15 protein-coding genes, 1 tRNA gene and 1 pseudogene are annotated in these 19555 nt (G+C 33.9%); 13 read left to right on the top strand and 4 right to left on the bottom strand.

All coding sequences use genetic code 11. The features are described 5' to 3' along the window. Positions 1–10: 10 nt before the first annotated feature. A complete protein-coding gene (locus A9G34_RS09400; protein ID WP_065569547.1) occupies positions 11–451 on the bottom strand; it encodes a rhodanese-like domain-containing protein in 441 nt (146 codons plus the stop codon). Between the two features lie 551 nt (positions 452–1002). On the opposite strand from A9G34_RS09400, the gene glnA reads away from it, so the two are divergent. The 10 genes from glnA to fruA all read left to right on the top strand — a co-directional run bounded on the left by glnA (position 1003) and on the right by fruA (position 13391). Further along, positions 1003–2412, top strand: a complete 1410-nt coding sequence (glnA, locus tag A9G34_RS09395; protein WP_034946750.1) for a glutamate--ammonia ligase — start codon at positions 1003–1005, stop codon at positions 2410–2412. A gap of 72 nt (positions 2413–2484) precedes the next feature. Continuing rightward, a complete protein-coding gene (glnL, locus tag A9G34_RS09390) occupies positions 2485–3534 on the top strand; it encodes a nitrogen regulation protein NR(II) (RefSeq protein WP_034946747.1) in 1050 nt (349 codons plus the stop codon). An 11-nt stretch (positions 3535–3545) separates the two neighbouring features. Continuing rightward, a complete protein-coding gene (gene glnG, locus A9G34_RS09385) occupies positions 3546–5000 on the top strand; it encodes a nitrogen regulation protein NR(I) (protein WP_065569546.1) in 1455 nt (484 codons plus the stop codon). Positions 5001–5214: 214 nt separating this feature from the next. Further along, positions 5215–6168, top strand: a complete 954-nt coding sequence (locus tag A9G34_RS09380) for a siderophore ABC transporter substrate-binding protein (protein ID WP_141670396.1) — start codon at positions 5215–5217, stop codon at positions 6166–6168. Positions 6169–6179: 11 nt separating this feature from the next. Beyond that, a complete protein-coding gene (locus A9G34_RS09375; RefSeq protein ID WP_034912658.1) occupies positions 6180–7136 on the top strand; it encodes an ABC transporter permease in 957 nt (318 codons plus the stop codon). Continuing rightward, the gene (locus tag A9G34_RS09370) at positions 7126–8097 is read left to right on the top strand and encodes an iron chelate uptake ABC transporter family permease subunit (protein ID WP_065569545.1); all 972 of its coding nucleotides are present in this window, start codon (positions 7126–7128) and stop codon (positions 8095–8097) included. The genes A9G34_RS09375 and A9G34_RS09370 overlap by 11 nt, the downstream gene beginning before the upstream one ends. Continuing rightward, positions 8094–8849, top strand: a complete 756-nt coding sequence (locus A9G34_RS09365; RefSeq protein ID WP_065569544.1) for an iron ABC transporter ATP-binding protein — start codon at positions 8094–8096, stop codon at positions 8847–8849. The genes A9G34_RS09370 and A9G34_RS09365 overlap by 4 nt, the downstream gene beginning before the upstream one ends. 682 nt (positions 8850–9531) lie before the next feature. Beyond that, a complete protein-coding gene (gene fruB, locus A9G34_RS09360; RefSeq protein WP_065569543.1) occupies positions 9532–10737 on the top strand; it encodes a fused PTS fructose transporter subunit IIA/HPr protein in 1206 nt (401 codons plus the stop codon). Beyond that, on the top strand, positions 10738–11673 hold the full coding sequence (gene fruK, locus A9G34_RS09355) for a 1-phosphofructokinase (protein WP_065569542.1): 936 nt from the start codon (positions 10738–10740) through the stop codon (positions 11671–11673). It abuts the gene before it with no gap. A gap of 8 nt (positions 11674–11681) precedes the next feature. Then, positions 11682–13391, top strand: a complete 1710-nt coding sequence (fruA, locus tag A9G34_RS09350; RefSeq protein WP_065569541.1) for a PTS fructose transporter subunit IIBC — start codon at positions 11682–11684, stop codon at positions 13389–13391. Positions 13392–13458: 67 nt separating this feature from the next. On the opposite strand, the gene A9G34_RS09345 is transcribed toward fruA, so the two are convergent. After that, a complete protein-coding gene (locus tag A9G34_RS09345) occupies positions 13459–14034 on the bottom strand; it encodes a TIGR00730 family Rossman fold protein (RefSeq protein WP_065569540.1) in 576 nt (191 codons plus the stop codon). A gap of 137 nt (positions 14035–14171) precedes the next feature. On the opposite strand from A9G34_RS09345, the gene A9G34_RS09340 reads away from it, so the two are divergent. Together A9G34_RS09340 and A9G34_RS09335 are read left to right on the top strand one after the other, a co-directional pair. Beyond that, a tRNA-Asn gene (locus A9G34_RS09340) sits at positions 14172–14247 on the top strand. A gap of 148 nt (positions 14248–14395) precedes the next feature. Then, complete coding sequence (locus A9G34_RS09335) at positions 14396–15136, top strand: carbonic anhydrase (protein WP_065569539.1); 741 nt, start codon at positions 14396–14398, stop codon at positions 15134–15136. A gap of 524 nt (positions 15137–15660) precedes the next feature. Here the strand turns inward: A9G34_RS09335 and A9G34_RS09330 are convergent. Both A9G34_RS09330 and A9G34_RS09325 read right to left on the bottom strand, forming a co-directional pair. Beyond that, the gene (locus tag A9G34_RS09330; protein ID WP_034947061.1) at positions 15661–16353 is read right to left on the bottom strand and encodes a response regulator; all 693 of its coding nucleotides are present in this window, start codon (positions 16351–16353) and stop codon (positions 15661–15663) included. Between the two features lie 21 nt (positions 16354–16374). Then, positions 16375–17964: an ATP-binding protein gene (locus tag A9G34_RS09325; protein WP_065569538.1), complete on the bottom strand. Its 1590-nt coding sequence runs from the start codon at positions 17962–17964 to the stop codon at positions 16375–16377. A gap of 280 nt (positions 17965–18244) precedes the next feature. Between A9G34_RS09325 and A9G34_RS09320 the strand changes: the two are divergent. Next, a pseudogene (locus tag A9G34_RS09320) lies at positions 18245–19531 on the top strand (2-hydroxycarboxylate transporter family protein); the annotation flags it as partial. Positions 19532–19555: the final 24 nt, after the last annotated feature.

Below are 19555 nucleotides of genomic sequence, written 5' to 3'. Positions count from 1 at the left end.
TAAAATTATATTATTTTCTTACTAATGGTAAATTTTCGCTATTCCATCCTACAATGCCATCTTTCAATGTAAAGACATGCAAAAAGCCTTGCTTTACAAGGATTTCACCAATAGCCGTTGATGATAAACCATTTTCGTCAACTAAAACAACAAACTTTTCTTTAAATTTTTCAATTGGCTTAATATTCGCATTTTTAATATCAATTGGCAAAATGTTATAAGACTCAGTAATATGCCCTTTTTTAAAGTTATCTGCTGAGCGAACATCAACAACAATTGCATCTTGTTTATTTATTAAATTAATTGCTTGAGCATTATTAATGTTTTGAACTTTAGATAATTTACTTTTGATGGTCAATACAATAATTGCAATAACTAAAATAATCCAACCGAGTGAAAGTAAAATATGATTTTTTATAAAAGGTAGTAATTCGAGTGTAAGAAATTCCATACTTGTATGATTACCTAATTTTTTCGATATAAACGCAGATTATAACGATATTACAAACTGAAATATAGTAGAAATATAAGAAAACTTGCCATAGTATGCTTAAAATCTTTGTAACAAGTAAAGTGTTAAAAAGTTTTTGAGTTATTAGCTTAATAGTTTGATTAAATTGTTTAACACTACCAGATTTATGCGCTTATTAAAGTTCGATATTCAATGAAGTTAAAATCGAGTTGAGAAATATTTAATATAAAATTATGAGTCATCTTTTGAAGATAATTTAACTAAATTTATTTAGTAAATATATTAAGCATTAATTAACATAACAATATAACTTGTGTACATATTATATGTCTTATTTTAGTGCATCTATTTGGTGCTTAATGCATTGTTTTGGTGTGTTGTGATGTTTGTGTTATTATTTACATAATAAAAATGATTAAAAAAACACAAAAAAATGGCATCATATTTGCATACACTCTATTTACATAAATAAATTACTTGGCGAGTATGCCATATACTGAACAATTATTTGTCCTCAATGGAGAAGCTACATGTCTATACAAAAAGTTTTAACACTAATTAAAGAAAATGATGTTAAATTTGTTGATTTACGTTTTACAGATACTAAAGGTAAAGAGCAACACGTAACTATCCCTGTTAATCAAATTGATGATGATTTTTTTGAAGATGGCAAAATGTTTGATGGTTCATCAATTGCTGGTTGGAAGGGTATTAATGAATCAGATATGGTATTAATGCCGGATCCTTCAACGGCGGTAATCGACCCATTTTTTGAAAATGCAACATTAAATCTACGTTGTGATGTTTTAGAGCCAGCAACGCTGCAAGGATACGATCGTGACCCGCGTTCAATTGCTAAACGTGCCGAAGAATTTTTAAAATCATCAGGTATTGCTGATACTGTTATTTTCGGTCCTGAACCAGAATTTTTCTTATTTGATGATGTTCGTTTTGGATCGCCAATGTCTGGTAGTTTTGTTCATATTGATGATATTGAAGCAGCTTGGAACTCTGGCACAAAATATGAAGAAGGTAATAAAGGCCATCGTCCTAGCGTTAAAGGTGGTTACTTCCCACTTCCTCCTGTTGATTCATCACAAGATATTCGTTCTGAAATGTGTTTAATCATGGAACAACTTGGTTTAGTTGTTGAAGCGCATCACCATGAAGTTGCAACAGCTGGCCAAAATGAGATTGCCTGCCGTTTCAATACATTAACTAAAAAAGCTGATGAAGTTCAAATTTACAAATATGTTGTACAAAATGTGGCACACGCATATGGTAAAACTGCGACATTTATGCCAAAGCCTATGTTTGGCGATAACGGTTCTGGTATGCACTGTCACCAATCACTTGCTAAAGATGGCGTAAATCTTTTTGCTGGTGACAAATATGCTGGCCTTTCTGAAATGGCATTATTCTATATTGGTGGTATTATTAAACACGCTAAAGCAATTAATGCATTTACTAATCCTGCAACTAACTCTTATAAACGCCTAGTTCCAGGATATGAAGCACCAGTTATGCTTGCATATTCTGCTCGTAACCGTTCTGCATCAATTCGTATCCCAGTTGTTACTAGTCCTAAAGCGCGACGTATTGAAGTTCGCTTCCCAGATCCAGCAGCTAACCCATACTTAGCATTTGCTGCTCAGTTAATGGCTGGTTTAGACGGCATTATCAATAAGATTCATCCAGGTGATGCCATGGATAAAAACTTATATGACTTACCACCAGAAGAGTCTAAATTAATTCCTCAGGTTGCGGGGTCACTTGAAGAAGCACTTAATGCATTAGATGCAGATCGTGAATTCTTAACACGTGGTAACGTATTTACTAACGATACTATTGATGCATACATTGATTTAAAACGTCAAGACGTTGATCGTGTACGTATGACACCACACCCAGTTGAGTTTGAAATGTACTATAGTCTATAAACTATATAGTAATTTAACCTATCAAACCACCGTTAATTTGCGGTGGTTTCTAATCAGGACGGAAAACCAACGATGACATTTAATAATGAATCTGATGCTAATCTTGTTCTCGATTCTATGATTACAAGTATTTTATTACTTGATACTAAACTTAATATTTTGTATGCCAATATTGCTGCGCAGCAATTATTAGCACAAAGTTCAAAAAAATTATTAGAAAGTTATCTTCCTGATTTGCTGGGATACTTTTCTTTAGATATAGATTTAATGCTCAGTACATTAGAGCAAAATCAAGGTTTTACAGATAATGAAGTCAATTTAGTTATCAATAATGAATTGCATATTTTAACATTGACCGCTCAACTATTAGTTAATGGACAGATTTTAATTGAAATGACTCCATTAAATAGCCATAAACGTCTTAGCCAAGAACAATTGCAACAAGCTCAACAGAGTGCTGCTCGTGAATTAGTTCGTGGACTAGCTCATGAAATTAAAAATCCACTAGGAGGGCTTCGAGGCGCTGCTCAATTATTATCACGTGAACTACCTAAAAATGAATTGCAAGATTACACAAAAATTATTATTGAACAAGCGGATAGGTTAAGAAATCTGGTGGATAGGTTATTAGGCCCACAGCAACGATTACAGCAAAAAGAACAAAGTATTCATCAAGCAATAGAACGTATCTATGCTTTGCTGTGTTTAGAAAAGACAACCAATATTAAAATTCTGCGTGATTATGATCCAAGCTTACCTGATTTTATTCATGACTCTGAACGAATAGAGCAGGTAATTTTAAATATTGTTCGTAATGCTTTGCAAGCTATCGGGTCAAATATAGGTACAATTACGATCAGAACACGGACAGCTTTTCAAGTTACTTTACATGGACAACGTTATCGGTTATGTGCACGGATAGATATTGAAGATAATGGACCTGGTGTGCCTATTCATATACAAGACACACTTTTTTATCCAATGGTGAGTGGTTATGAAGGAGGAACAGGTATCGGGCTTTCCATTGCACATAATATTGTTGACCAACATCATGGAAAAATCGAATTTAACAGTTGGCCTGGACATACAGAATTCTCGGTATATTTACCAATTAAACAATGAGGTAAGTTAAAATGAATGTTTGGATTGTTGATGATGATAGCTCAATTAGATGGGTGTTAGAAAAAGCTCTAAAAAATGCCCATTTTACTTGTGTTAGCTTTGCGACGGGACAAGAAGTCATTGATGCATTAACCACACATGTGCAAAAACCTGCTGTATTAATTTCGGATATAAAAATGCCAGGATTAGATGGATTAACTTTACTTCATTATGTCAAAGAACATGAACCCAATTTACCGGTGATCATAATGACTGCACATTCTGATCTTGATGCAGCAGTGAATTCCTATCAGAAAGGAGCTTATGATTACATCCCCAAACCTTTTGATGTTGATGAGGTTATTCAGCTTGTTGAACGAGCCATATTACAAAATCAACGTGACAAGTCACATCATCGTGTTACAACCAAAGCCTCTACAAGCATTATTGGCGAAGCACCTTCAATGCAGGAAGTTTTTCGTATTATTGGTAGGCTTTCTAAATCATCAATTAGTGTATTAATTAATGGTGAATCGGGAACGGGGAAAGAGTTAGTAGCTAAAGCACTACATACCCATAGTCCACGCTCACAATCACCTTTTATTGCGCTAAATATGGCAGCCATACCTAAAGATCTTATTGAGTCAGAACTTTTTGGTCATGAAAAAGGGGCGTTTACTGGTGCAGTTCAAATTAGGCACGGAAGGTTTGAACAAGCGAATGGTGGTACATTATTCCTAGATGAAATTGGTGATATGCCTCTTGATGTTCAAACCAGATTATTAAGGGTGCTTGCTGATGGGCAATTTTATCGTATTGGCGGTTATTCACCTGTCAAAGTAGATGTTCGTATTATCGCAGCTACTCATCAAGATTTACAAGCTAGGGTTCGTGAGGGGAAATTTAGAGAAGATCTTTTTCATCGTTTAAATGTAATTCGTATCTTATTGCCACCGCTACGCGATCGAACTGAAGATATACCAAAACTATCAGAACATTTTTTACATACAGCAGCAAAAGAATTGGGGGTAGAAAGTAAAGTGTTTAGTTCGGAAGCTTTAAATGTTTTATGTCGCTTTAATTGGCCAGGTAATGTTCGTCAACTTGAAAATATTTGTCGCTGGGTTACCGTAATGTCTTCAAATAAAGAAGTTATAGTTCAGGACTTACCGCCAGAATTATTGCAATTATCGTCAACTAAAACAGTTGTTGCAAATGAAAAAACCACATTGCCTACAAGCCACTTTTCTCAACAAGAAGTTGATTGGAAGGTATTGCTGGAACAATGGGCAAAGCAAGCATTAGTAGATGGTAAAACAGGAATTTTGACTGAAGCAATAAATGATGTTGAACGAATCTTATTAAGAAGTGCGCTTGATTTTACTCGAGGCCATAAACAAGATGCTTCTCATCTGCTAGGCTGGGGGCGAAATACCTTAACTAGAAAACTTAAAGATTTATCCCTTGATCACACTAAACAACTCTAATTATCAATATTAATTATGCTATCGAATAAAAATCGATAGCTTTTTAATCCGTTCATTTCAGAGTTATTTAATCTATTTCTTATCACATATTAGTTTTTTAAACATTTAAAGTACATTGAATAGAACAAAATTTTTAGTTACAATCATGATGTAAATGATAATTATTATAATTATCGTTTTTGTTTTTTTACTTGGCTGATAATTAGGAGTTACAATGTATTCATATATCAAAGTGAAATTTTTAGTTTTACTTGCTGTTTTGCTTGTTTTGGTTGGATGTGACAATAAAAAAGAACAGCAAACTTCTGCAAATACACTTATCATTGAACATGCTCAAGGTAAAACTAATCTGCCTGAAAATCCTAAAAAAGTTGTTGTTTTTAATACTGCAACACTTGATATCATGGACGCATTAAATATTCCTGTGACGGCTGTGCCTCAATCAGATGTGCATTATCCAACTTTTTTATCTAAATATGAGCGCAAAGACTACACTAATGTGGGCACTTTATTTGAGCCTAATTATGAAGTTTTAAGTTCAATTCAGCCAGATGTTATTGTTGCTGGAGGTCGTGCTACTGATGCTTATAAAAAATTGAATGATATTGCTCCGACGATTTCTTTAGATATTGACCCAAATAACTTTTTAATCAGTTTAACTCAAAGAACAGAACAATTAGGCTCAATCTTCAATAAACAAAATGAAGCTAAGAAACTTATTGTCGATTTTAATCAAAAAATCGAACAATTGAAAACTAAGACAACTACGGCTGGCACAGCACTTGTGATTATGGTTAATGGCGGTAAAATGTCGGCTTATGGTTCAAAATCTCGTTTTGGTTTTGTGTTTGATGTACTTGGTTTTCAGCCTGCAACCACTTTCCAAGAAGCTGGTCGTCATGGTAATGCAGTTACCTCTGAATTTATTTTGAGTGTTAATCCGCAGTGGATATTTGTGTTAGATAGAGATAATGCAATTGGTAATAAAGAAGCTCAGTCTGCACAACAAGTACTTGACAATGAATTGATCCGAAAAACTGCGGCATGGCGACAAAACCATATCGTTTATTTAGATTCTTCTTCCATGTATATTGCTGGTGGTATCCAAACCTATAGCCATTTGATGGACCAAATAGATGCCGCTTTGCAAAGTGAACCAGCACATTAATGTAAAACATGATTAAATCATTTTATTTTATTGCAGGCATGTTCATTTTATTGATCATGACTGCAATAAGTTTATTTATTGGTGCAGGGCATGTGACACTATTTGATTTATGGTCAGATAGCAATATGCGTGAGATTTTTTTTGTAAGCCGTATTCCTAGAACTGTTGCCTTATTGTTAGCTGGTAGCGCCATGAGTGTTGCAGGTTTGATTATGCAATTATTAACACAAAATCGATTTGTTGAACCCTCTTTAGTTGGCACTACTCAATCGGCTAGTCTTGGCTTATTAGTTATGATGGTTCTAGCTCCTGGCGCTAGTGTTATGACTAAAATGGTTGTTGCTAGCCTATTTGCTATGATTGGCACAATGATATTTATGGCGATTTCTCGAAAGATTATTTTAAAGTCAGCAATAATGGTACCTCTTATTGGCATTATGTTAGGTGCAGTTATTAGCGCTATTACTACATTTTTTGCCATGTATTTTGATTTATTACAATCACTTGGTGGTTGGGAATCAGGTGATTTTTCAGCTATTTTAAAAGGCCGTTACGAATTATTATGGTTGGTGGGTGGTTTGACATTACTTGCTTGTTGGTGTGCGGATCAGTTTACTGTAGTTGGCTTGGGGCGTGATTTTTCTATTAATGTAGGGCTTAACTATCGTCGTGTTATGTTTACAGGGCTTATTGTTATTGCATTAATTGGCGGTATTGTCGTTGTAGTTGTTGGAGTTTTACCATTTTTAGGATTGATTGTACCAAATATTGTTAGTTTATTATTTGGAGACAATGTTCGTAAAACCATGCCATGGATCTGTTTGTTTGGTAGTGGATTAGTTTTAATTTGCGATATTATTGGGCGTGTAATTCGCTATCCTTTTGAGATCCCCGTGAGTGTTATTCTTGGCGTAGTTGGCGCTATTATTTTTTTAATATTGTTGAGTCGAAAACGTCATGTTAGTTAATCAAAAACGCCATATTTTGTGTCAAAAAAGAGTTCTTTTATTGTTAATTATTGCTCTAGTTTGCATAATATGTTTTATGACTTTCAACCTTAAAGGCAATATTAGCTATATTTTGAAGCATCGAACGTGGGTAATGCTAACTATGATTTTAGTCGCTTTTTCGGCTGCGACATCAACACTGCTTTTTCAAACAGTTACCAACAATCGGATATTAACACCTTCTATTATGGGATTTGAATCACTATTTGTACTTATTCAAACAGTTGTAATCTTTTGTATTGATTCACAAGGTATTCCTTATATTGGTATTATTGGTAAATTTGTATTCGAATCACTTTTATTAATTCTATTCTCTTTATTTTTATATCGAGGTTTGTTTACTAGAATCAAGAAAAATTTACATTTGGTATTATTAATAGGAATTATTTTAGGCACATTATTCCGTAGTTTTTCTAATCTATTGCAACGCTTGATGACCCCGTCTGAATTCGCTGTGCTTCAAAGTCGTATTTTTGCTACATTTACACGTGCAGAGCCTATATTGATTATCTTTTCGTTAGTAATAGTAGCTATTGTTGGTCTATTTTTATGGCAAATGCGATTTAAATTTGATGTACTTGCGTTGGGTCGGGATAATGCAATCAATTTGGGTATCGATTATCAAAAAAGTGTCACTATTATATTATTGCTAGTTTCAGTTTTAGTGTCAGTGTCAACGGCATTAGTCGGTCCATTCACTTTTTTGGGGCTTTTAATTACTAATTTAGCTTATAGTATTAGTGGATCAAGCCAACATCGTTTTTTATTGCCTACTGCTTTTTTGTTAGGTGTTATTTTTCTGGTCGGTGGACAAATGTTTTTAGAGCGAGTATTAAATATGGTTGGTGCATTATCCATTGTCATTGAATTCATTGGTGGTTCTTTGTTTATCTTCTTATTATTAAAAAAGGTTCCAAAGTGATAAAAATTGATAATGTTAGTAAAAACTATCAAACAGTATCTGTATTAAAAAATGTCAACGCGACGATTTCACAAGGTGGAATTACTGCTATTATTGGTCCAAATGGGGCGGGGAAATCGACGCTATTATCAATTATAAGTCGTCTTCTATTAGCTGATGAAGGACAAGTTAAAATTCAAAATATGGATGTTGTTAATACGCCAAGTGATAAACTTGCCACTTATTTATCAGTATTGAGACAAGAAAACCGTTTTACCAGTAGATTGTCTGTTTTTGAACTAGTTGGATTTGGGCGTTATCCTTATACCAAAGGGCGTTTAAATGCTGATGATTATAACCATATTTATCGAGCGCTCGATTTTTTAGATCTTACTGAATATAAAGACCGCTTTTTAGATGAATTATCTGGTGGTCAACGGCAACGAGCTTATGTTGCTATGGTGTTATGTCAAGATACTAAATATGTATTACTTGATGAACCACTCAATAATCTTGATATGAAACATGCTGTTGCCATGATGAAACAATTGCGCCGCGCAGCCGATGAGCTGGGTAAAACCATTGTGATTGTTATTCATGATATCAACTTTGCATCCGTATATTCAGATTACATCTTAGCGATGAAAAATGGTGAGTTAGTTTATCAAGGAACCCCAGAACAGATTATGAACTCAGTTATTTTAGAAGATGTCTTTGAAACCACTGTTAAAATAGAAAAAGTTCATTCTCAAAATATCGCAATTTATTACTAATTGCGCCATAAATAAACACAAATGATGACAAAGTATTACCTATATTAAATAATAGCAAAACTTAGAATAGGTAAAGCATGTTTTATTGGTATTATTTGGGGTTTAGAAAATAATGGATATTCCAATATTATTAAATTTGCCAGTAAGCCAATTGTGCCTTGATGATATTTAATAATATTAAATTAAAAATTTATAGAGATGTTAATTTTCAATATACAAATAATTATCGCATGCAATATGTCGGAATGGTTTTCAATTAATATTTAAAAACATAAATGACCAAACGGAATTTAGCAACTTCCTTTGTGCTTCTTATAATTTGCTCACGTAACTTTCTTAATGTTCTTGAAATATTAAATGGTTATTTTATAAAATGCTTTAGCTATAACGTTGAGCATGAAAGTTTACATTAATCCATATGAATCATATTTATATTTGACGTTAATTCTCTACAAAATTATAAAACTACATAATGGAAAATATTTATAATAAATCTAAAAATTTTAATTAAAATAAAAGAATAAAAAGTTAGATCCAGATCACATATTGTTTATTAATAGAAATAATTTATTGGATAATTAATGTTAATCTATTCATTATTGCAGAATTGATTCATAAAAGGATTTAGATTTGCTGAGTCATTTTAGTCGACCCAACATTTTAACCCAGAGGTATTTATTATATGTTTCATTTAGTTAAAGAAGATATCCATTTAAATGAACAAGCAACCAATAAAATTGAGGCAATTAAGAAGATTGCCGCAGCATTAACTAGTACTGGTTTTGTCGAAGAAGGATATGTTGAGGGGATGCTTGAGCGTGAAGATCAAGCTGCAACTTATTTAGGTATTGGTATTGCGATACCGCATGGTACACCTAAAACTCGCCATTTAGTTAAAAAAACAGGCGTTCAAGTATTCTGCTTTCCTGAAGGTGTAGAATGGGGAGATGATGGAGAAAAAGCTTATCTTGCTATAGGTATTGCTGCGAGCTCTGATGAGCATTTAGAGCTACTTCGACAATTGACACATGTTCTTGGTGCCGATGGGGTAGAGGAACGAATCAGAAAAATTCAATCTGCTGACGAAGCAGTTGCCATTTTAACAGGAAAAATAAGTCCAGAAGATAGTCAATTTGTTGTAAATGAATCATCATTATTATTAGATATTTCTGCTGATAGTTTATCCACACTACAAGCATTAAATGCATCGCGTTTAAAACAACAACATGCAGTAGATTCAAGCTTTCTCGTAAATGTTTTAGATAGTAGACCAAGTTATTTAGGTAGTGGTGTTTGGTTAAACGATAGCAAAGAAGGGAATTTGAAAAATGCGATTGCAATTAGTCGTACTGTCAGCAATTTGAGTGAAGAAGGAAATCCCGTCAAAATGCTCATTACCATGTCTGTTGTAGATGATTCTGTTTCAGACATTATTGAACATTTGGCATCATTAACATTCAACCAAAAATTGGAACACCTACTGACTGCCAATACTGAAAAACTAATAAGTTTACTTACCTCAGGTTGTGCTGAAATATGCACTGAAACCAATAATACAAATATTGAGCATACTTCACCGAACATATCAACGACAACAACTGCTAATAATATTTTGTGCCGTGAATTTGTCGTACCAAATGAGAACGGATTACATACTCGTCCGTCATCTGTACTAGTTAAATTAGTCAAAGAGTTTAGTAGTAAAGTAACAGTCGCAAATCTTGATGGAAAAGGAGAACCAGTCAGTGCTACTAGCTTAATGAAAATTGTTGCACTTGGTGCTAAAAAGGGTAGTCGATTACAATTTACAGCAGAAGGTGATGATGCTGCACAAGCGCTTGATGCTATTGGTAAAGCTATTGAAAGCGGTTTAGGTGAGGGGGTTTAAATGACTTATCGTATTGCAACAATTACTTTAAATCCTGCTTATGATCTATTAGGTTTTTGCCCTAAAGTTGAACTTGGTGATGTTAATTTAGTTCAAACTAACGCTTTGCTAGCAGCGGGTAAAGGTATCAATGTTGCCAAAGTATTATCTGATCTTGGTATTAAATTAACGGTTGGTGGATTTTTAGGTAAAGAAAATCGTGATGGTTTTAATTTATTATTTGATTCACTAAATGTTGTTGATAAATTTCAAACCATCGATGGTCGTACACGTATTAACGTTAAACTAACTGAAGAAAATAACGAAGTAACAGACTTAAACTTTTCAGGTTTTACTATTAGTGATCAAGATTGGCAAACTTTTGTTACCAATTCATTAGAATGGTTAAAAAACATTGATATGGTAGCCATTAGTGGTAGTTTGCCAGTAGGAGTATCTCTTGAGAAATTCACTGAATGGATGAAGCAAGTTAAAGCTATTTGTCCTAAGGTGGTATTTGATAGTAGCCGTGAAGCTTTAATCGCAGGGCTTAAAGCTAAACCTTGGTTAATTAAACCAAATGATAAAGAGCTTGAAATGTGGGTAGGGAGAAAATTATCCACATTGTCAGAAATTAAAACCGCAGCCATGGAACTTATTGATAGAGGGGTAGAAAACGTAGTAATTTCATTAGGAAGTAAAGGTGCTTTATGGGTAACAAAACATGAAGCATGGCTAGCCAAGCCGCCTAAATGCAAGGTGGTTAGCACGGTTGGTGCTGGTGATTCAATGGTCGGTGGTTTACTGTATGGTTTACTAACTAATCAATCAATTAAAGACACCTTAGTATTTGCATCAAGTATTGCCGCTTTATCAGTTGAACAAGCAGGTGTTGGTATCTCAGACCGCCAAGCGGTTACCAACATGTTGGAAAAAATTGAAATAATCGCGGGATAGGAGTATTCATGAATATATACATTATTGAAGGCAGTAATGCAGGCCCAGTTAACGGGCGCTTAGCTAAAGCGGAATTAGCGTTAGCAGCTAATTCTTTAAATTTAAATATTGTTGATAATGCAACATCAGCTGATACCATCATTTCTGTTGGTAGTGGTAATATTAGTGAAAAATCAGTTATTGGCAAAAAAATTTATATAGTAAGTGATTTCAATGAAGTTTTTGCTGATCCTAAAAAAATCTTGAATGAAGCACAAAGTAAAGCAACTGTTTATGAACAATCAGCTAATACTACTATTGCTTCTATCCCAAATAATGGTCAAAAACGTATTGTTGCGGTAACCGCATGTCCAACAGGTGTTGCTCACACCTTTATGGCGGCAGAAGCGATTGAAGAGGAAGCCAAAAAACGTGGATGGTGGTGTAAGGTTGAAACACGTGGCTCAGTTGGTGTCGGTAATGAATTAACACCAGAAGAAGTGGCTTCAGCCGATGTTGTAATTGCGGCTTGTGATATTGATGTTGATTTGAGTAAATTTGCAGGTAAAAAACTTTATCGCACCAAAACAGGTCCAGCTCTGAAAAAAACAGCGCAAGAATTTGATAAAGCATTTGAAGAAGCAACAGTTTATCAGCCAATAGCAAACTCCTCAACAGCTAAGGCAAATAATGATAAAAAAGGTGTCTATCAACATCTATTAACGGGTATTTCTTACATGTTACCAATGGTGGTTGCTGGCGGTTTGATTATCGCTCTATCATTTGCATTAGGTGAGTTTAAAGAAGTAATAAATAACCAAGGTGTTTTGGTTAAAACTTTAGTGGGTGAACCTCATCTAGCTCAAATTGGTGAACTTGCTTTTTCATTGATGGTACCATTACTTGCTGGATATATTGCTTATTCGATTGCCGATAGACCTGGTTTAGTACCAGGACTTGTCGGTGGTTTACTTGCGGTATCGACTGGCGCAGGATTTTTAGGTGGTATTATTATTGGTTATTTTGCTGGTTATTTAGCAATGTGTATTTCTAAATATTTGCCATTACCAAAAACTCTTGAAGCATTAAAACCTATTCTTATTGTGCCATTATTTGCAACATTAATAACAGGGTTAGTCATGCAGCTTATTTTTGCTACACCTATTGCATGGATTATGATTCATTTAGATGTATGGTTAAGATCAATGGGTACCACGAACGCAATTCTTTTAGGGGCTGTTTTAGGCGGTATGATGTGCACTGATATGGGAGGACCTATCAATAAAGCAGCGTATTTGTTTGGGACAACATTAATTTCATCACATCAATATATGCCAATGGCAGCTGTTATGGCTGGTGGCATGGTTCCACCTTTAGCAATGGGGATTGCGACACTTATTGCACGCAAAAAATTTGCTAAAACTGAACAAGAAAGTGGTAAAGCTTCATTGGTATTAGGTTTATGTTTTATATCTGAAGGGGCAATTCCATTTGCTGCGCGCGATCCATTACGTGTTATTCCATGCTGTATTATTGGCGGTGCTATTACTGGTGGCATGGCGTTAGCCTTCGGTTCAACATTAATGACACCACATGGAGGGTTATTTGCTTTAGCGATTCCAGGTGTGGTTAAACCAGTTGGAGGTTACTTATTATCTATCGTTGTTGGTGCCGTTATTGCTGGTGTTGCTTATGCATTTATTAAACAGCCAGAATCGGAAGCTACAGCTGTCGCTTAATGTTTGTTAATAATATAAGAAAAAGCGCCATCAAGTGATGGCGTTTTTATATAATATGACATTTAAGCTATTTTTTTACCCAGCGCTGTAAATCTTTAGGGATAAAATGATCCATTCGTTGTAGTATAGTTTGATGATCTTCCGAAACAATTAATGTTTTATAAAAACTATCTCGAACAAAACCTTCATTCACTGCATGTTGCAAAAAATTAAGCATTGGTTGCCAAAATTCTAACACATTAAATAATGCAACGGGCTTTTCATGATAACCTATTTGCATTGCTGTCCAAACTTCAAAAAGTTCTTCTAAAGTTCCCGTTCCTCCTGGCATAGCAATAAAACCATCAGCCAATTCCGAAAGTCTTGCTTTGCGTTGATGCATATTATCCACTACTTCTAAACGAGTGGTACCGTGGTGTGCTGTTTCAGCCTTGACTAAATGTTCAGGAATAATACCAATCACCTCACCACCATGAGCAAGTGCTGCATTAGCAATAATCCCCATTAAACCTTTATTACCACCACCATAGATTAAACGCCTATTTTGCTGAGCTAATATTTTACCTAATTGTTCGGCATATACTCGATATTCTGGACGGATTCCTTCACTCGCACCACAAAAAACACAAATATTTTTTTTCATAAAACATATTCTAGCAATTGTTAAATTGATTCTCTATTTTAACATAATTTGTTTACAAGATGAGCAATTGGTTTTATTTAGTATTTTTACGATTGACAGAATAACTATAGATGGTTAATATTCTGTCCGTTGACTGTTCCTCCATAGTTCAGTCGGTAGAACGGCGGACTGTTAATCCGTATGTCACAGGTTCAAGTCCTGTTGGAGGAGCCAACTTTCCTAATTCCAATATTTTAACTCCTGCTTATGGCAGGTTTTTTTTTCCTCTACAAACAATATTTTTTAGCCGTTAATTTTTAGATAGCAAGGCTGATTTAATAGGTCTATAATTCAATCATGAGTCCGACAATATGGTTAAATTATGAAGGTTAATATAGTCATTGCAGTCATTCTAACTGCCGCTAGTTTATTTTGTCTCGCTGCTGAACATACTCCACATTGGGGCTACGAAGGGCAAGAAAAACCCGAAAATTGGGGAAAACTTTCGCCTGATTTTTCAACTTGTGAAAATGGCAAAAATCAATCTCCTATCAATATACAGCATGTGCTTAAAACCCATCATAGTGAACTGAGTCTTACTTTCGAATCTGGCAAACAAGAAATGATAAACAATGGTCATACTGTGCAAATCAACATTACAGGGCAAAATACGTTAATTTTAGATGATGAAACTTTTACCTTGCAACAATTTCATTTTCATTCGCCAAGTGAGAATGAAATTAACAGCAAGCATTACCCAATGGAGGCACATTTTGTTTATCAAAACGAAAATGGCGATCTGACTGTTATGGCTTTAATGTTTAAAGAAGGTAAAACCAATTTAGAATTGGAAAAAGCATGGCACCAAATTCCAATATCGGTTGATGATAGTATTTTATTAGATAGGACAATTGATATTAAAGTATTATTACCAGAAGTATTGGATTTTTACCGTTTTAGTGGTTCACTTACCACACCACCATGTACAGAGGGTGTAAGATGGATTGTTTTAGAACATGAAAGTAGTGCTTCAAAAGAACAAATTGAAAAATTCCACTCAATCATGCATCATGATAATAACCGGCCAGTTCAGCCTCTAAATGGTAGGATTATCATTGATTAAGAAACCTGTTTGGCTTTACGAACATAATCAAGCTATTTATTACTTGCTCAAAACTTGATTTTTGCTAAATGGTGAGCAAACGGTAATTTTCTTTTAATCTTCTATTATGTAAATGTTAGGACTACTATTCGAGCAAAGGATATGATAACCGATGTTTATTCACTTTTATTATGGTTGACACGGTTATCTTTAAAAAATTATATGATTATTTAGGTAAATAATCTGTACCAAAATAGTGATAACGACAAGCTTTAATTGGTAACATATGTAATTTATTACCAAATGGCGTATCAACATAATTAATTTTGATGATAAAAAGTTATCTTTATTTATCTCATCATTTTGGGGCATAACAACTTTACCTTATAAACTTATGTTTACTCCTTTTATTTGATAAGGCAAACTTAAGCTATCTAAGTTGGATTAATTTAATCCAGCATCAAATTCTTTTAGAATAAAATAACAAATAAGCATATTTATATAATTATCAATCATATATAGGAATGGTTGTAATATAAAAACAATTATTTACCTAATCGCTTATAAAGTCTTTCTGGGCGACCAATTTTTCCGTGATTAAGTTCGACTGTTAATAGTTTTATCTGTACACAATATTCAAGGTATCGTCTAGCTGTAGTTTTACTGATTTTTGCTTTTTCAACAATTTCATCAACAGTTTGAGGCTTATTGGTTTGCATAAAAAGATCCTTAACTTTTTGTAAAGTGATTTCTTCAATGCCTTTTGAGTGTCGATTCATATCAACAAAATCTTTAGTTTGCAAATTAAATAGTTCATCAATTCTACGTTGATTAACATGTTTTTGTAGACTTTGCCGATATAAGAAAAGTTCAAAACGCTCTAAAGAGTGTTTCAATCTTTGATAAGAAACGGGTTTAATTAGGTAATCAAAAGCGCCATAACGAATTGCTTTACTGCAAGTATCCATATCGCTTGCTGCGGTAATAAAAATTACATAACAATCTAAATTATTATTAAGGATATATTCAAATAGATCGATGCCCTTACCATCAGGTAAATAGTTATCTAGCAAAATTAGCGTTGGCTTAAGTTTTTCAATCATAATTTTTGCTTCGGCAAGATTCGATGCAATACCTATAACTTTAACCTTGGTATCTTTTTGAATAAATTCAGCATTTAGCTCAGCTAAAAGGGGTTCATCTTCAACAATAAGTGCTCTAATGATGTCATCTTTTATTTCATTCATACTTTACTCATCCTATTTAGGTATAAAAACAGAAAAAATGGTCCCATAGGGTTTATTATCTTCAAATATAATATAACCATTTGCTTTCTTGATATAAGTCGAAACAAGATGCAGGCCAATACCATGCTCTTTAGTATCTTGGGAGGTAACACCTGGCTCGAAAATTGAATCACGGATACTATCATCGATACCACAACCTTGATCACTCACCTCAAGCACAATTTCATCAGTTGCATCGCTTAAATATAGATAAATTGTTTTATCACCAAGATTATTTTGCAAACTGGCATTAAATGCATTATCTAGTAAATTACCTAAAATTGACATAAATTCTGTTTCGGTTATTAGATCGGGTAAAGCAGTTAATTGGCAAGCAGGATCGAACACTAATTTTAAACCAATTTCATGTGATTTAGAATATTTACCAATTAATAAACCGCATACAGCGGGAACTTTAAAATGCTGAGTAATAAAATCTAAATTATTTTGATTGTCAGTTGAATGTAATGCAATAAACGATTGTGCTTCATCATAACGCTTCATACAAATTAATCCGGATAAAGTTGCCATCCAGTTAAGATGCTCATGTCTTAAGGCTCGTAAATTATCCACATATTGAGTAACTTGGGTTAACTGCATACTCAATAAATTGATCTCATCAAAGTTACGGAAAGTAATTACCCAGCCTTGAATTTTATCATCAACAATTATCCGTATACGGTTAGCAATCACAACAATATGATTAAACTGGCAAATATGGTCATGAAGATCCTTAGTTTCTTTATCTTCACCATAAAAAATATCTGTCGATTGAATAAAATCACTCAAATCATGATTAGGCAATGCTTCATCACTCACTTTAATACCTAAAATATTTCTTGCTGATTGATTAATATTTATAATTTTATAATTAAGATCGATAGCAATAACACCCTCAAAAATTGACGCCATGATGGATTTTTGTGTTTTGACTAATAACGCAATTTCTTTGGGTTCTAAATTAAACATCTGTGTTTTGATTGCTTTTGAAAAACAAAATGAAAAGATGAATAAAGCAAAAAATAAAAAAGAACAGAAAAAAATAAAAGGTATAAATTGTGTTAGATGTATAGCGTAGATATCATCTATCATATAACCGACAGAAACAATCCCAATAACTTTACCTTGATCTACAATAGGTGCTTTACCTCGTAATGCTAAACCAAGCGAACCTTCGCTAATAGTAATACTGCTATTACCATTAAGTACTTCCTGATTATCTCCTCCAATCATTGGTGAGTATAAAGGACTGTTAGCCGTATGAAATAGACGATGAGCATTAGCATCACCTATAACAATATAACTAGCATCACTTTGTTGAAAAATATCAATAATAAAATCGGCTATTTTATTTGTATTCTTTTCTTTAACGTATTTGATTAAGCTTGGTACAACGGCTAATTCTTTTGCTTGAATTTGGGCTTTTTCACCTAAACTTCGATATAAATTTGTTTCTGTTGTATTCCAAATATAGCTTTGCAGTAGAGCAAGAATTATCAAGGAAAAGAGCAAAAGAGAACCAAATAACTTAGTAGTAAATGAGAAGTGAATTTTTTTTCGCATTTTTACATTTACTTTTCAAATTAAAATAAGAATGAGTGTATCATAGCATTAAAAAACATAGATCCTTTAAAACCATAAAAACCATAGTTAAAATATGATTTAAATCACAAAATTTATGTCAATCTTTTGTCAAGATACGCGCCAATCAAATTCGAGAAAATCAAATTATTTTGGAGAAAAAAAACATATGGTGGATTTCAATTCAATTGGAAAAACGCATAATGAAAAAGAATCAAAGGTTAAGCACTTTGAAGAAAAACAAATAGGCTGGCCATATAACTGGTGGCGATTTATGGACAATTATAAAATTGGTGTAATTCCGCTTCCTTTATTTATAATTGCTGGTATCCTTATTTTCGCTGAAGTTCTGGTTACTGGTAAATTACCTAGCGAAATTGTTGTTATGATAGTAACTTGTGCTTTCTTTGGTTTCCTTTGTGGTGAAATCGGGAAGCGTTTACCGATTGTTGGCAAGATGGGGGCAGCGGCTATTTGTGCTACTTTTATTCCATCTGCACTAGTATATTACAATATTCTTCCAACATCGGTTGTTGAAGCAACAACTAAATTCTATAAAGATACACATATTCTTTACTTATACATCTGTTGTATCATTGTTGGTAGTATTATGAACATGGATAAGAAAACCCTTATTCAAGGTTTCTTAAGAATCTTTGGTCCAATGGTATGTGGTGAGATTGTTGGAATGTTAGTTGGTGTTGGTGTTGGTTATTTACTTGGTTTAACACCGTTTGAAACATTTTTCTTCTTAGTATTACCGATTATGGCTGGTGGTGTTGGTGAAGGTGCAATTCCACTTTCAATCGGATATGCTTCAATTTTAGGTATGGAGCAAGGTGAAGCGCTTGGTCGTGTGTTACCAATCGTAATGTTAGGTGGTTTAACCGGTATTATCTGTGGTGGTATTCTTAACCGTATAGGTAAAATTTATCCACACTTAACAGGTAACGGTCGACTATTACCAGCTGACGATGAAGTTACCGATAAAAAAGAAGCTAAAACTGAATCTATTATTGATGTAACAACTTTTGCTTCAGGTGTATTATTAGCGGCTATTCTGTATATGGTTGGTATGATTGGCCATAAGGTAACAGGTATTCCAGCACCAGTAGGGATGCTATTTGCAGCGGTTTTTGTTAAACTAATATCTGGAGTTTCACCTAAAGTATTGAGTGGTTCACAAGTTGTTTACAAATTTTTCCAAACGTCTGTAACCTATCCAATTTTATTTGCGGTAGGTGTGGCAATCACTCCGTGGGAAAGAATTGTTGAAGCATTCACAATTACAAATTTAGTTGTTATTGTTTGTACAGTAGTAAGCTTAGTAACCACAGGTTTCTTTGTAGCGAAAAAACTTGGTATGTATCCTGTTGATGCTGCAGTTATTTCATGCTGTCAAAGTGGCCAAGGCGGAACAGGTGACGTAGCGATCCTAACCGCAGCAGAACGTATGGAGTTAATGCCATTTGCACAAATCGCAACACGTATTGGTGGTGCAATAAATGTATCAGTGTCATTACTCATTCTCGGCAATTTCCTAGTATAGTTTTTAGAGTTATAAAAGAACAAC

This window comes from Gilliamella sp. Choc4-2 (assembly GCF_001690355.1).
GTDB classification, from domain to species: Bacteria; Pseudomonadota; Gammaproteobacteria; order Enterobacterales; family Orbaceae; genus Gilliamella; species Gilliamella apicola_A.
The sequence above is the reverse complement of the archived record's forward strand: the minus strand, read 5'-3'. Positions and strand labels throughout refer to the sequence as shown.